Origin of the sequence: Salipiger pallidus (assembly GCF_014643635.1) — a bacterium.
Lineage (GTDB): Bacteria > Pseudomonadota > Alphaproteobacteria > Rhodobacterales > Rhodobacteraceae > Salipiger > Salipiger pallidus.
Genome location: NZ_BMJV01000005.1, coordinates 52,732 through 66,306, shown reverse-complemented (window position 1 = coordinate 66,306; position 13,575 = coordinate 52,732). Strand labels below are relative to the sequence as shown.

Sequence of the window (13,575 nt, the reverse complement as noted above, 5' to 3'; positions counted from 1 at the left end):
TTCTCGGGTGGAAGCCCCCGCCATCCCAAGCCAGCGACAGCCGGGCCGGAATGATTTGACAGTCATTCACCGCCGCGCTCCGAGACGCGGACCCTGCCGCTTTGCCGCAATATCACTCCGGACCGGCGGTGCGGATGTCGCATGCGGGGCAACGTACCAATCCGTCCACGGGGATGTGACGTCAGCGCAGGTGACGGGCCTGACACTTTAGGCTATGCGAAGCCCATGTTCGGAATTGACCTCATCGACGCCAGCCTTGCGCCGGCCATTTTCGTGGCTCTGCTGGCGGGCGTGATCTCTTTCCTCAGCCCTTGTGTGCTGCCCATCGTGCCGCCTTACCTCGCGTTCATGTCCGGGGTCAGCCTGTCGGAAATGCAGGCTGGCGGCCGGGCGCGGCTGCGGGCGGTCATGGCTGCGGTGTTCTTCGTGCTGGGGCTTTCCACGGTCTTCGTGCTGCTGGGCTTCACCGCGTCGTGGCTGGGAACGTTCTTCCTGCAGAACCAACTGCTTCTGGCCCGAATTTCGGGCGTGGTGGTGATCATCTTTGGGCTTCATTTCCTGCATGTCTTCCGTATCCCGTTCCTGGATCGCGAGGCGCGGATCGAAACCGGAGAAACCGGTGGCTCGGCCTTCGGGGCCTATGTGCTGGGTCTTGCCTTCGCTTTCGGCTGGACCCCTTGCATCGGCCCGCAACTGGGCGCGATCCTGTCCATGGCCGCCTCCGAGGCGTCGGTGACCCGCGGCACCCTGCTGCTGGCGGTCTACGCTGGCGGGCTGGGCCTGCCGTTCCTGCTTGCGGCGGTGTTCCTGACCCGCGCCATCGGCTTCATGAACCGCATCAAACGGCACATGAAGATGATCGAGCGGGTCATGGGTGTGCTGCTGATCGCCGTGGGTCTGGCGCTGCTGACGGGAGCGTTCTCGGCCTTCTCCTTCTGGCTGCTTGAAACCTTCCCCTCACTGGGCCAACTGGGCTGAGATCCTCGAAGGGGGCCAATTCGCGCCCTGTTCTTGCCGGGATGATCGGTTAAGATTGTCCGCAACACGGGCAGGACAGGCAGGCAATCGGCATGGAGGCGGCGCAGCGCCAGGAGGTGAGCCACCGCAAGGTGTTCTACATCCCCGGCTACGATCCCATACACCCCCGCCGCTACCGCGAGCTCTACCGCAAGGAAGGGGCCGCACAGGCGGCGATCTCTGGCTATGATCTGGACCTGCGGCCCCGGCAGGGCAGCGGGCCCTATGGCTGGGCGGTGTCCTCGCGGCAGGAGGGCGCCGAGGTCGAGGTCGAGGCCGAGGTGCAGGTGCTGGTCTGGTCCGACATCGTGCGCGGCTCCATGTCAGGCACCATCCCCGCAACCTACCTGCAACTGCTTCTGACCGCGTGGGAATACATCGCCACCGGCGCGCTGCGGCGGCTCATGCGGCTGCGCAAGGGGCCGGTGATCGCGGCGCTCTACCCGGTGGGGATGCTGCTGGCGCAACTGGTTCTGGCGGTGCTGCTGGGATGGGCCGCGTTCGGGATCGCGTCGCTCGCCAGCCCATGGATCGGCATCGCCGCGCCAATCATCGGGGCAGCGCTCTGGGCCGTCGTGGTGGGGCTGGTCCTGCGCTGGTTCAAGGCCCGCGACGGCAAGCTGTTTGCCTATTACCTCATGCACGACTACGCCTATTCCGCGAGGCACAAAGGTGCCAACCCGCCCGAGCTTGAGACGCGCATGGCGCAGTTTGCCGCGATCATCGCCGAGGCGCTTGCGAGCGACGCGGACGAGGTGCTGGTGGTCGGCCACAGCTCGGGGGCGCATCTGGGGGTGTCGATCCTCGCGGATCTCATCCGGTCGGGCAGGGTGCCTGCCACGGGGCCGAAGTTGTCCTTCCTGAGCCTCGGGCAGGTCGTGCCCATGGTGTCCTTCCTGCGCGGCGCATGGCGCCTGCGGGCGGACCTCGCCTACCTGTCGGCGCGCGACGAGCTCACATGGGTCGATGTGACTGCCCCCGGCGACGGCTGCGCTTTCGCGTTGTGCGATCCGGTCACGGTGAGCGGCGTTGCGCCAGAGGACAAGCGCTGGCCGCTGGTGTTCTCGGCCCAGTTCACCAAGTCCTTGAGTCCCGCGCGCTGGAAACAGCTGCGCTGGCGCTTTTTCCGCCTGCATTTCCAGTATCTGTGTGCCTTCGACGCACCGCTCGACTACGATTACTTCCGTATCACCGCTGGGCCACTGACCCTCGGCACGCGTTACTCAGAGCGCCCTCCATCTGGCAGCCGCATCGACGTGCCGGTGTCGAAATTCACCTCGGTGGCGCCGTGATCCCGCCCAAGCCCCCGTCGCGCCCGGACCGGGTGTCGCTGCTGCGCTACCTCAGGCTGTTCCGGCAGGACATCCTGTCGGCCCAGCCGGCGCGGCTCTACCGGGCATGGATGGCCGAATTCCGCACGCCGTTCTTCCGGTCCTACATGGTCAACGATCCTGCACTGGTGAAGACGGTGCTGAAGGAGAGGCCGCTCGATTTCCCGAAATCTGCCCGCATCTCCGAAGGGCTGCGACCCCTGCTGGGGGAGTCAGTGTTCCTGACCAACGGTGCGCAGTGGCAGCGCCAGCGGCGGATCATCGACCCGGCCTTTGAGGGGGGGCGCCTGCGCGAGACCTTCCCAGCCATGCTCGATGCCAGCCGCGCAGCGGTGGCGCGGCTGGGGCAGGGCGCAGGCGGCGTGGTCGAGATCGAGGAACAGACCAGCCACGCCGCCGCCGACATCATATTCCGCACCCTGTTCTCGTTGCCCATCGAGGACCGGCTTGCATCCCGCGTATTCCATGAATTTCGCGACTACCAGCGCAGTCAGCCCATCCTGAACGTGGCTGCCTTCGTGCCGCTGCCGCGCTGGCTGCCGCGCCTGCACCGCAGAGACACCCGCGCCAGCGCCGCCCGCATCCGCGGCCTCATCACCCAACTGACCGAGGCCCGCATGGCGGAGATCGCGGCGGGCACCGCCCCCGACGATCTTGCCACCAAGATCATGACAACCCGCGACCCTGAGACCGGCGAGACGTTCACCGCCGAGGAGATGGTGGACCAGGTGGCCATCTTCTTCCTTGCCGGGCACGAAACCAGTGCCTCGGCCCTCGCCTGGGCGCTTTACCTCGTGGCGACGCATCCCGAGTGGCAGGAACGTATTGCGGAAGAGGGCGCGGCGCTCGGCCACGACCCACAGTTCTCGGACCTGTCGAAGCTACGCGTCACCCGTGATGTCTTCCGCGAGACGCTGCGTCTTTACCCCCCGGTGCCGATGATGGTGCGCGAAACCACTCGCCCTGAGCGCTTCCGCAACCGCGACGTGCCGAAGGGGGCCCAAGTGGTGCTGAGCCCGTGGCACCAGCACCGGCACGAGCGGCTCTGGGATGATCCTGACAGCTTCAATCCCGGGCGCTTTGCCACCGAAAATGGCCGGGCCTGCCTGCGCGAGGCCTACATGCCGTTCTCGAGCGGCGCTCGGGTCTGCACCGGGGCGGGCTTTGCCATGGCCGAAGGGGTGTTGATGTTGGCGCTCATCCTGCGCGACTTCCGGCTCAGAGCGTTTCCCGACAAGGTGCCGCGCCCGGTGGCATTTCTCACCGTGAGGGCGCAAAATGGCATAGAGTTGCGCGTCGAAAAACGCTAGCGCTCGCGTTAGCGTTAAACCCGGCAGGCGCATCTATCCAACGTTGAAACCATGCTTTAAGCCTTGTCCCGAAAGACATTTCCAGCACGGGAGCGAGAGTCCAGATGAGCGTTTTTGAAGAGCAGAAGGCGAGGATGGCGACGGGCAAGGGCTTCATCGCCGCGCTCGATCAGTCCGGTGGCTCGACCCCCAAGGCCCTCAAGCTCTACGGCGTTGAGGAAGACGAATACGACGGCGAAGCCGAGATGTACGGCGAGATCCACAAGATGCGCACCCGCATCATCACGGCGCCGGACTTCACCTCGGACAAGGTGCTGGGCGCAATCCTCTTCGAGCGCACCATGCGCGCCGAGATCGAGGGTATCCCCACCGGCCAGTACCTGTGGGAAAAGCGCGGTGTCGTGCCGATCCTCAAGATCGACAAGGGCCTTGCCGACAAGGAAAACGACGTGCAGGTGATGAAGCCGATGCCGGGCCTCGAAGAGCTTCTGAAAGAAGCGAAAGAGACGTTCGGCATCTTTGGAACCAAGGAACGCTCGGTCATCCACGCCGCCAACGAGGCTGGCATCAAGGCCGTCGTCGCGCAGCAGTTCGAGGTTGGCCGCACCGTGATCGCCGCTGGCCTCGTGCCCATCATTGAGCCCGAGGTGGACATCAATTCCACCACTAAGGCCGAGGCCGAAGAGATGCTCAAGGCCGAGATCGCCGCCCAGCTCGACACGCTGCCCGAGGGCGATGACGTCATGCTGAAGCTGACGATCCCGACCGTGGACGGCCTTTATGACAGCCTCGCCGATCACCCCCGCGTCGTCCGTGTCGTTGCGCTGTCGGGCGGCTACTCCACCGATGTGGCCTGCGAAAAGCTGGCGAAGCAGCCGAAGATGATCGCGTCCTTCAGCCGTGCCCTGGCCGAGGGCCTGTTGAAGAAGCAGGCGGACAGCGACTTCGATGCCGCGCTTGGTGCCAACATCACCAAGATCTACGAAGCCTCGCTCTGAGCCTGGCGCAGGCGCAGTCCCTATCGCGCGGGGCTGCGCTTCTTCTCTTTCCAAATACGCAATTTACCGCCCTCAGGATCGCGCGATATAGCGATCCCTGCGGTGATTGATGGTGATAAGTGCGTTCAGGATCACGGCCCCCAGGAGTGACCACGCCACGCGGTCCCAGTCGAACAGCGTCAGGGCTACGAGGAAAACGCACAGATCAAAGCCAAGCTGGATGTAGCCTGCCTTGATCCCCCGCGTGTCCTGCAGCCACAGCGCCACGATCCCCACGCCGCCCAGCGTTGCCCCGTGCCGGAACAGCGACAGCAGGCCGATGCCCGACAGCACGCCGAACATGATCGCCCCGAGCCATTCAGGAACATCCAGTGTCATGACCAGTGGCAGGCTGTCCGCCATGGCCGACATGAGCAGCACCGACACGAAGCTCTTGATTGTGAACCTCCAGCCCAGCTGCTTCACCGCCAAGAAGTAGAACGGCAGATTGATACAAAAGAACAGCAGACCGAAGGGCAAACCTGTGGGGTAGGACAGCACGAGCGCAAGGCCCGCCACTTGCCCGGTGAACAGCCCGGTCGCCCGGAGGAACTGGATCGACAGGGCCACGAGAAGCGTGCCCACGAGAATGCCGTGGACGTCTTCCCAGAGCGTGTGCCTGTCGGGTGGAGGGGATCCCAGAATCTGCATGAGGCAGTGATGCTGACCTTTTCTCTGAAGGTCAATCCGCCAGTGTGATTGCAGCCTGCGGAACACGACGTCCCGACTGGTTTACGCCTACATATCCGGCAATATAGCAACGGGCGCGGACCCTTCTGCCCACGCCCGCGTAACTTCAGCCATCAGGGCCGCAAATTCCTTTCAAAGGAATTTGTTGCCCGGCTCAGCCTGCCAGTGCCTTGTTGAGGTTCTCGTCGATCTTCTCGAGGAAGCCCATGGTGGTCAGCCACTTCTGATCCGGCCCCACGAGCAGCGCGAGGTCCTTGGTCATCCAGCCGTCTTCCACGGTGGACACGATGACCTTCTCGAGTGTCGTCGCGAACTCCATGAGCTTCTGGTTGTCGTCAAGCTTTGCGCGATGCTTGAGCCCTCCGGTCCAGGCGAAGATCGACGCGATGGAGTTGGTCGAGGTCGACTTGCCCTCCTGGTGCTGGCGATAGTGGCGCGTGACGGTGCCGTGAGCAGCCTCGGCCTCGACGATCTTGCCATCGGGGGTCATCAGCTGCGAGGTCATCAGCCCCAGCGAGCCGAAGCCCTGTGCCACGGTATCGGACTGCACGTCGCCGTCGTAGTTTTTGCAGGCCCAGACGAAGCCGCCATTCCACTTCATGCAGCAGGCGACCATGTCGTCGATCAGACGGTGTTCGTACCAGATGCCCTTCTTCTTGAAGGCATCGGCAAACTCCTCGTCGAACACCTGCTGGAACAGGTCCTTGAAGCGCCCGTCGTAGGCCTTGAGAATGGTGTTCTTGGTGGACAGGTACACCGGCCAGCCGAGGTTCAAGCCGTAGTTGAACGACGCCCGGGCAAAGTCGATAATCGACGAATCAAGGTTGTACATCGCCTGGTAGACCCCGGCGGAGGGCGCGTCATAAACCTCTTTCTCGATCACCGTGCCGTCATCTCCGACGAATTTCATCGTCAGTTTGCCCGAACCGGGGAAGGTGAAATCGGTTGCCTTGTACTGGTCGCCGAAAGCATGGCGCCCGATCACCACTGGGCGCGTCCAGCCTGGCACGAGCCGCGGCACGTTGCGGCAGATGATCGGCTGACGGAACACCACCCCGCCAAGGATGTTGCGGATCGTGCCGTTGGGTGACTTCCACATCTTCTTGAGGCCGAATTCCTCGACGCGCTGTTCGTCGGGGGTGATGGTGGCGCATTTGACCGCGCAACCGACCTCTTTCGTCTTTTCGGCGGCGTCGATGGTGATCTGGTCGCTGGTGGCATCCCGGCTTTCGATGCCAAGATCGTAGTACAGAAGATCTATGTCGAGATAGGGCAGGATCAGCTTCTTCTTGATGAAATCCCAAATGATACGGGTCATCTCGTCGCCGTCCATCTCGACGATCGGGTTGTCTACCTTGATCTTCGACATGCCGCTCCCTTTCCTGATTGCGCCATTGCAGTGTGAGCGCTGTAGACCAGAAAGGCATAAAGGAAAAGTATTGTATGCACTGGTATACCATAAACGTGAGGGAAGGCCGAAAAATTGAGCATCGCGTAAGGGGCTGGAAAGGAAACGAGCGGTACAAAGGCGTCATGTCCATGCATGTCCGTATGTATTTCGATGTCGCGCTCTTCGTTGTCATGCTCGTGACGGGAATCGCGATCACCTTCGCCGCTGCTCTGGGTCCGGCGGCGCAGGAGGCCGGGCAGCCGGAGCTCGCGGCGGTTCTGCCGGGGAGAGGGTAGGTCGACGAGATCATCCTGTCCGGAGCTCGGGAGCCTGTGGAGCCGTCGCTTGTCGCCTTAGGGGGGCGTTGGACGGCTCGGGGTAAGCCGCCGGTGGATTTTCCACCACACTTGGGTGCCCGTACCATCCATGAGCCGCGCGATGGCATTCTTGTTTCGAGTTTCCCGACGATCAGATCGCTGGTCTTCAGGATCCGCCAGCTCAAAGAAGCTGCGCTGACTTTCCTGCTTGGCGTGATGCCATTGCCGACGCAGCTGGACACCGACCCGTACTTTGAACGCTGGACTCCGCCAGGAACGCGCGGGGGGCGTCGCCTGCCGTGGCCTGGCGCTGCTGTCCCAAAGGCTGCAAAGGGGGAGGCGCGATCAGGTTCTGGCCGCCTCGGTACCGACCGAGACGATGATCCTGATTGCGAGTTTCCAGACGCAGCCATGGCAGATCGACACCCACATGCTGAACTTTATCATGCCCGCGGGGATCTCAATCCTTGGCCGGATGCTCGCAATGTTGTTCGGGGCTGGCTTTGTCGCAATCTGCGCTGCGAAATCTCGATTGCGTCACGCACGACCGCGTTACAGGATGCTTCGAGGACATGCCCCTTGATTTCAACAGGGCGATTGGCCGACTGGTGGGACACGTTGTGGCGCACGGACGGCAAGGCCCGTCCCTTCGAAATGAATACCAATGCGCTTGAGGCTGCCACTGGCGACATGTCCAGCCGCAGCCAACGCCAAGCCCATGTGCTGAGTCGGGCCACCCCTGCGGTGAGCGCCATCACCAACGCCTGAACGGACCTTTCGGACAGGCTGGCACGGCGTGTGACCGTACGCTGCTTGGATGCAGAGCGCCGAACAGGGTGGTGGCGTGACATCCGATGCGATCAACACCATGCGCCTGCGGGACCATGCCCAGAGAATGCTCATCGAGATGAGCTCGTTCAGCCTCCGCACCACGCCGACAAGCGCCGACAAATGCCGCGCCTGAGCGCGGTGCGGGATGGTGTCATGCGTCGCGGTCTTCGATCCGTGCAAGGCGCCGCATCAAGATGAGGGCCAGCGCGGCCTCGATGAAGATGCCGGCAGCAAGCGGAATGGGGGTTCCATTGAACATCAAGCCGTTGGGCACGGCGATCACCACCGCCAGGACCGTGGCAACAGCCCCAATCACCGATGCCGCAAGCCCCGCGATATGGCCTACCGGCTCCATGGCGATGGCGTTGATGTTGCCGACGGTCAGACCCATCTGAAAGAACACTGAAAGCTGCCACACCAAGAAGACGCCGAAGCCAAGCGCTCCTTGCGCTCCGGAGGAAAACAGCAGTAGCGCGACCCCCGCAAGGCCTACCTGTGCCGTGAGCATCGCCGTCACCATGAAACGCATCCCGAGCCGGCCCACCAGCTTTGCGTTCAGCACGCTCCCTGACGCCGCAAGGATTGCGACGCCTCCGAACCAGAGCGGGAAATGCTCGGCCTGTCCGAAGCTGATGTCATAGATCTGCTGGATGCTCGAGATCATCGAGAACAGCATGGCGAAGATCAGCGCCTGCACCGCGATCGAGATACGAACGACCGGGTGCCCTAACAGCTCTTTCAACGCGGCGCCGAGGGCTGCGAAGCTGAACGGCCGGCGGTTGGCGCGTGGATGGGTTTCAGGCAGGCGCAGGGTCAGCCAGGTGGCCGAGATCGCCGAAAATACGACAAATGCCCAGAAGATGCCCCGCCAGCCGGCGACCGAGATGATGACCGCTCCTAGAGAAGGGGCAAGGGCCGGGAAGATGGTAAAGATCATCATGACGAAGGACATGATACGCGCCATTTCACGCCCGGCGTGCAGATCGCGCACGATGGCTAGCGCCACCACCCGAGGGCCGGCGGCCCCCAGGCCCTGAAAGAACCGCGCCATCAGTAGCATTTCGAGCGATTCTTCCGATGCCGCCAGCAAGGACATCGCGATATAGAGCGCGATGCCCGCGAGGATCACGGGCTTTCGCCCAAAGGTGTCCGACAGCGGGCCGGTAAAGAATGTCCCAACGCCCATGCCAAAGACGAAGCTGGTGACCACCAGCTGCGCCCGGTTGATGTCGTCAGGCGTCAGCTCTGCGCCGATCTGGGGCAGGGCGGGAAGCATCGCGTCGATGGAAAAGGCAATGGTGGCGAACAGCATCGCCAGCAGGGCGATGAATTCGGCACGACCCGGGACAGACTTCATGACGGACTCCGATGCGGCAGGACGATAGGGCCGTCCCTGCCGGATTATGGTATTGGAAAGCGATTGCAGCTTCTTGACCGGCTATCGGAAACTGCCGTTGTCGCACAACCACCTTGGAGGGCGGTTGCGCGCCTACAAGTTCGGTATGCGTGTAAAGCATGCCCGCACCTTGACGCGCCCGTTTGCCAGATTTGTTCGCATACTATCGGTTTTGAAAAGGCCGAGCGCAAGCCCCGCCAGAAGGTGCATCAGACCGGTCCTGGCCGCTCAGCCGACGTTGCCCTACGCCTTGAGTTCGTCGATGACGCGGGCCCAAAGGGCGGGCGGCTGGGCTCCGGGCACCGCATGCTGACCCGCAACCACGAAGGTGGGGACCGAGGTTACACCCATCCCGCGCGCGGCGGCATCCATCTCGAAAATCTCGCGCCTGTCCGCATCCGAGCGCAGCAACCGCTGCACGAGGCTGGCATCAAGGCCGCAGGCATCGGCGATGTCCCCCAGTATCTCGGTGTCCCCGATGTCGCGCCCGTCGACGAAATAGGCCCTGAAAAGTGCCGAGATCACCGCCTGCTGCACGCCCTCGATCCCGGCCCAGTGGATCAGCCGGTGGGCATCGACCGTTGAGGGCGTCCGAGAAATGGCGTCGAGGTTGATCTCGACCCCGGCTTGCGCCGCATGCTCCGAGATGGGCATGTAGGCGTCCACCGCACCCTTCTGACCGCCGAACTTGGTCTCGAGATAGGCACGACGGTCCATGCCCTCGGCGGGCATGTCCGGGTTGAGCATGAAAGGCCGCCAACGCATCTGGAACGGGTGGTCCGGTGCGTCGAGCAGCGCCGCGTCCAGCTGCGCCTTGCCGATATAGCACCATGGGCAGATCGGGTCCGAGAAAATGTCGAGCGTTACCATGCGCGAAGGCTCCTTTTCGGGGAGTCTTAGCAGCCCCGTGGCCGGTGTGCGACCGGATATCCCGAACGGCTCCCGCCCATAGCGCCCGGGCTCGGACGCCGCCCGTCCGCCCGAGCCTACCTTGCGGGGCTGTTCAATCGCGGCGCCGGCTCTCAAATCGTGGCAGCATGGCCGAGAAATCTTTGCCGCGGCCGTTCTCGTCTTCGACGAAACTGCGGTAGAGCTCGAGCGCGCGTGCCCCCATCGGAGTGTCAGCGTCCGCCGCCGTGGCCGCCTGTTGGGACAGGCCGAGATCCTTGAGCATGAGTTCTGCGGCAAAGCCGGGGGTGTAGTCGTTGTCGGCGGGCGAAGCCGGTCCCACGCCGGGCGCGGGGCAATACGCGTTCATTGACCAGCTGTACCCGGACGATGTGGAGACGACATCGAACATCGCCTCGCGCGACAGGCCAAGTTTGTCAGCCAATGCGAAGGCTTCGCATGTGGCAATCATGGTGACCCCGAGGATCATGTTGTTGCAGATCTTCGCCGCCTGTCCATTGCCGGAGGGGCCGCAGTGGACAGCCTTCTGCCCCATGATCTCGAAAAGAGGCGCGGCGCGGGCGAAGGCGTCGTCGCTGCCGCCAACCATGAATGTCAGCGTGCCTGCCGCTGCGCCGCCGATACCGCCCGACACCGGTGCGTCAAGCGCTCCGAGCCCACGCGCTTGGGCCAGTGCAGCCACGTCGCGGGCACTGTCCACGTCGACGGTCGAGCAATCCAAAAGGACCGCACCGGGGGCTATGGCGGGCAGGATCTCATCGGCAACGGCGCGCAGGATGGCGCCGCTGGGCAGCATGGTAATGACAATCTCGGCGCCGCTCACGGCCTCGATGGCCGAGCCTGCTGCCGTGACGCCTTCTGCGCTGGTGCCTGCAGTGTCGAAGCCGGTGACCTCGTGGCCGGCGGCGGCAAGGTTCCGGGCCATGGGGGCTCCCATGTTGCCAAGCCCGATGAATGCGATCTTCATGCTCTGAGGTCCTCTCCCTAAGCCATGGTTGCATGCCCGGCGCGGCGCGCGGGCGGTGTTCAGAGCGCCAGCTCGTCCTCTCCCAGTGGGGCGAGCAGCGCATCCACCTCGGCAGGGTCCAGCGTGTCGATATTGCGCTGCCACTGAGGGTTGCGGTCCTTGTCGATGATCTGCGCCCGCACCCCTTCGAGGAAATCGCCTTGTTGGGCGATGCGGTGGGCGACACGGTATTCCTGCCGCAGCGCGCTGCGGATGTCGGTGCCAGGCGCGCGCATGGCAGCGATAAGCTTCAGCGTCATGGCCATGGACAGCGTGGAATTGCGCGATAGCGCCTTGTGGGCGATCTCGCCCGTGGGCGTGTCAGACGCCTTGGCAGCGGCGAGAATGGCGGGCAGTTCGCGCTTGGCGTAGATCTGGTCAATAAACGGTGCAGCTTCGGCCAGTTGGCCGGGGGCGGTGGGGGCCGAGGCTTCGCCAAGGGCCGAGGTCTCACCGGTTTCGGCAAGCCTCTCCTTCAGCAGGGGCCAGTCCGCCTCGGGCACGTGCAGGTCGGCGAAACCGGCATGGATCGCATCCCCGGGGCCCATTCGCGTGGCCGTCAGGCCCAGATGTTCGCCCAGCCGTCCCGGCGCGCGGGCCAGAAGCAGCGTGCCGCCCACGTCCGGAACGAAGCCGATGCCGCATTCTGGCATGGCGATCTGGGCGCTTTCGCCCACCACCCGGTGCCGCACATGCCCCGCAAGGCCCACGCCGCCGCCCATGACAAAGCCGTGCATGAAGCTGATGATAGGCTTGGCATACTCGGCAAGCGCGGCATTCATGACATATTCGTCCCGCCAGAACTGACGACCCGGCTCGAAGTCGCCCTCAAGACCCCGACGATAGATCTCGGCAATGTCGCCCCCGGCGCAGAAGGCACGCTCGCCCGCGCCTTCGAGGATCACGAGGTCCACGCCCGGATGGTCGCGCCACTCGTCCAGCGCCGCGGTGATCGCAAGGCACATGTCATGCGTGAGGGCGTTGAGCGCCTTGGGGCGGTCGAGCGTGATGATCCCGGCGCGGCCGCTGATTTGCGTCTTGAGGTCTGTCATGGTGTTTCCCTGTTGCGGCGGGCCAATTCCTTGCAAGGACTTGGCGGACCCCTCCGAAGACGGGTCCGGGGCGCGGCTGGCTCAGGCCGAGACCATTCCGCGCGCCACGATCACCCGCATGATTTCGTTTGTGCCTTCGAGGATCTGGTGCACCCGCAGGTCCCGCGCAAGTTTCTCGACCCCGTAATCCGCGAGATACCCGTAGCCGCCGTGCAGTTGCAGGCATTGGTCAACGATGCGCGATCCCGCCTCGGTCACGAAGGCCTTGGCCATGGCGCAGAATTTTGTGGCATCGGGCGCGCCCGTGTCCAGCTTCCACGCGGCCTGCCGCAGGAAGGTGCGTGCCGCCTGCAGTTCGATCTCCATGTCCGCGAGGCGGAATTGCAGCGCCTGGAACTGGTCGATGCTCTGACCGAAGGCGCGGCGTTCGGCCATGTAGGCCAGCGTCGTGTCCAGCGCCGCCTGCGCCGCCCCGAGCGAGCAGGCGGATATGTTGAGCCGGCCGCCATCGAGCCCGGCCATGGCATAGCGAAAGCCCTTGCCTTCCTCGCCGAGCAGGTTGCCCGCCGGGATGAGTGCGCCGTCCATCTGCACCTGCCGGGTCGGCTGTGCCTTCCAGCCCATTTTCTGCTCGAGCCCGCCAAAGCTCAGCCCCTCGGTGCCATCCTCGATCACGAAGGCTGAGATGCCGCGAGGGCCATCCTCGCCGCTGCGGGCCATGACCACGTAGGCATCGGAATAGCCGCCGCCCGAGATGAACGCCTTGGTGCCGGTCAGCGCCCAGCCATTGCCCGACGCCTCGGCCTTCGTGCGCAGCGCCGCCGCATCCGAGCCGGAGCCGGGTTCGGTCAGGCAGTAGGACAGCACCGTTTCCATCCGGCAGGCGGGGCCGAGGAACCGGTCCCTGAGATCATCCGAGCCGTAGCTGTCGATCATCCGGGCGCACATATTGTGGATGGACAGGAACGCTGCAACCGCCGGGCATGCCATGCTCAGCGCCTCGAACACCAGCGTCGCGTCAAGCCGCGTGAGGCCGGAGCCACCGCGTTCTTCACTGACATAGATCCCGCCGAGCCCGAGCTCACCCAGCTTGGGCCACAGCTCGCGCGGAATGGTGCCCGCTGCCTCCCAGTCGCGGGCGTGTGGCGCGATGTGCTCCTGTCCGAAGCCATGTGCCATGTCGAAGATGGCCGACTGTTCGTCGGTCAGCGCAAAATCCATGCCGGGCCCTCCCATGCCTTGCCGGAAATTGAACGGTTGTTCAGATTGTGCCGAGAGTCGCCGGGGGA

13 protein-coding genes are annotated in these 13,575 nt (G+C 64.1%); 6 read left to right on the top strand and 7 right to left on the bottom strand.

Going from position 1 to position 13,575, the window contains the following annotated elements; genetic code table 11:
• The first annotated feature begins 225 nt into the window (after positions 1 to 225).
• From IEX41_RS12400 to IEX41_RS12385, 4 genes are all read left to right on the top strand, one after another.
• Positions 226 to 978, top strand: a complete 753-nt coding sequence (locus tag IEX41_RS12400) for a cytochrome c biogenesis CcdA family protein (RefSeq protein WP_188790577.1) — start codon at positions 226 to 228, stop codon at positions 976 to 978.
• 92 nt (positions 979 to 1,070) lie between these two features.
• Complete coding sequence (locus IEX41_RS12395) at positions 1,071 to 2,309, top strand: hypothetical protein (RefSeq protein WP_188790576.1); 1,239 nt, start codon at positions 1,071 to 1,073, stop codon at positions 2,307 to 2,309.
• A complete protein-coding gene (locus tag IEX41_RS12390) occupies positions 2,306 to 3,658 on the top strand; it encodes a cytochrome P450 (RefSeq protein ID WP_188790575.1) in 1,353 nt (450 codons plus the stop codon). Before IEX41_RS12395 ends, IEX41_RS12390 begins: the two co-directional genes overlap by 4 nt.
• Positions 3,659 to 3,762: 104 nt before the next feature.
• Entirely contained in the window at positions 3,763 to 4,656 is an 894-nt protein-coding gene (locus IEX41_RS12385) for a fructose bisphosphate aldolase (RefSeq protein ID WP_188790574.1), read from the top strand.
• A 72-nt stretch (positions 4,657 to 4,728) separates the two neighbouring features.
• Here the strand turns inward: IEX41_RS12385 and IEX41_RS12380 are convergent, their stop codons facing one another.
• Together IEX41_RS12380 and IEX41_RS12375 are read right to left on the bottom strand one after the other, a co-directional pair.
• Positions 4,729 to 5,346 carry a YitT family protein gene (locus IEX41_RS12380; protein ID WP_188790573.1) on the bottom strand — a complete coding sequence of 206 codons (618 nt, stop codon included), beginning with the start codon at positions 5,344 to 5,346 and terminating at the stop codon, positions 4,729 to 4,731.
• 193 nt (positions 5,347 to 5,539) lie between these two features.
• Positions 5,540 to 6,754: an NADP-dependent isocitrate dehydrogenase gene (locus IEX41_RS12375; protein WP_188790572.1), complete on the bottom strand. Its 1,215-nt coding sequence runs from the start codon at positions 6,752 to 6,754 to the stop codon at positions 5,540 to 5,542.
• A gap of 170 nt (positions 6,755 to 6,924) precedes the next feature.
• On the opposite strand from IEX41_RS12375, the gene IEX41_RS12370 reads away from it, so the two are divergent.
• Together IEX41_RS12370 and IEX41_RS12365 are read left to right on the top strand one after the other, a co-directional pair.
• Complete coding sequence (locus IEX41_RS12370) at positions 6,925 to 7,071, top strand: hypothetical protein (protein ID WP_188790571.1); 147 nt, start codon at positions 6,925 to 6,927, stop codon at positions 7,069 to 7,071.
• Positions 7,072 to 7,182: 111 nt separating this feature from the next.
• Positions 7,183 to 7,860, top strand: coding sequence for a hypothetical protein (locus IEX41_RS12365; protein ID WP_188790570.1), 678 nt, complete (start codon positions 7,183 to 7,185; stop codon positions 7,858 to 7,860).
• A gap of 214 nt (positions 7,861 to 8,074) precedes the next feature.
• Here IEX41_RS12365 and IEX41_RS12360 read toward each other — a convergent pair whose 3' ends face one another.
• The 5 genes from IEX41_RS12360 to IEX41_RS12340 all read right to left on the bottom strand — a co-directional run bounded on the left by IEX41_RS12360 (position 8,075) and on the right by IEX41_RS12340 (position 13,507).
• Positions 8,075 to 9,280, bottom strand: coding sequence for a multidrug effflux MFS transporter (locus tag IEX41_RS12360; RefSeq protein WP_188790569.1), 1,206 nt, complete (start codon positions 9,278 to 9,280; stop codon positions 8,075 to 8,077).
• 282 nt (positions 9,281 to 9,562) lie between these two features.
• Positions 9,563 to 10,189: a DsbA family oxidoreductase gene (locus IEX41_RS12355; protein ID WP_188790568.1), complete on the bottom strand. Its 627-nt coding sequence runs from the start codon at positions 10,187 to 10,189 to the stop codon at positions 9,563 to 9,565.
• Between the two features lie 133 nt (positions 10,190 to 10,322).
• Positions 10,323 to 11,195 (bottom strand): 3-hydroxyisobutyrate dehydrogenase, encoded by an 873-nt coding sequence (mmsB, locus tag IEX41_RS12350; RefSeq protein ID WP_188790567.1) that lies wholly within the window; start codon positions 11,193 to 11,195, stop codon positions 10,323 to 10,325.
• A 59-nt stretch (positions 11,196 to 11,254) separates the two neighbouring features.
• Positions 11,255 to 12,286, bottom strand: coding sequence for an enoyl-CoA hydratase/isomerase family protein (locus tag IEX41_RS12345; protein WP_188790566.1), 1,032 nt, complete (start codon positions 12,284 to 12,286; stop codon positions 11,255 to 11,257).
• An 81-nt stretch (positions 12,287 to 12,367) separates the two neighbouring features.
• Entirely contained in the window at positions 12,368 to 13,507 is a 1,140-nt protein-coding gene (locus IEX41_RS12340) for an acyl-CoA dehydrogenase family protein (RefSeq protein WP_188790565.1), read from the bottom strand.
• Positions 13,508 to 13,575 lie beyond the last annotated feature (68 nt).

Coding starts and splice junctions, on each gene's coding strand:
- mmsB (WP_188790567.1), bottom strand. CDS start 11,195: ATGAAGATCGCATTCATCGGGCTTGGCAACATGGGAGCCCCCATGGCC.
- IEX41_RS12400 (WP_188790577.1), top strand. CDS start 226: ATGTTCGGAATTGACCTCATCGACGCCAGCCTTGCGCCGGCCATTTTC.
- IEX41_RS12380 (WP_188790573.1), bottom strand. CDS start 5,346: ATGCAGATTCTGGGATCCCCTCCACCCGACAGGCACACGCTCTGGGAA.
- IEX41_RS12340 (WP_188790565.1), bottom strand. CDS start 13,507: ATGGATTTTGCGCTGACCGACGAACAGTCGGCCATCTTCGACATGGCA.
- IEX41_RS12345 (WP_188790566.1), bottom strand. CDS start 12,286: ATGACAGACCTCAAGACGCAAATCAGCGGCCGCGCCGGGATCATCACG.
- IEX41_RS12370 (WP_188790571.1), top strand. CDS start 6,925: ATGCATGTCCGTATGTATTTCGATGTCGCGCTCTTCGTTGTCATGCTC.
- IEX41_RS12375 (WP_188790572.1), bottom strand. CDS start 6,754: ATGTCGAAGATCAAGGTAGACAACCCGATCGTCGAGATGGACGGCGAC.
- IEX41_RS12355 (WP_188790568.1), bottom strand. CDS start 10,189: ATGGTAACGCTCGACATTTTCTCGGACCCGATCTGCCCATGGTGCTAT.
- IEX41_RS12395 (WP_188790576.1), top strand. CDS start 1,071: ATGGAGGCGGCGCAGCGCCAGGAGGTGAGCCACCGCAAGGTGTTCTAC.
- IEX41_RS12360 (WP_188790569.1), bottom strand. CDS start 9,280: ATGAAGTCTGTCCCGGGTCGTGCCGAATTCATCGCCCTGCTGGCGATG.
- IEX41_RS12385 (WP_188790574.1), top strand. CDS start 3,763: ATGAGCGTTTTTGAAGAGCAGAAGGCGAGGATGGCGACGGGCAAGGGC.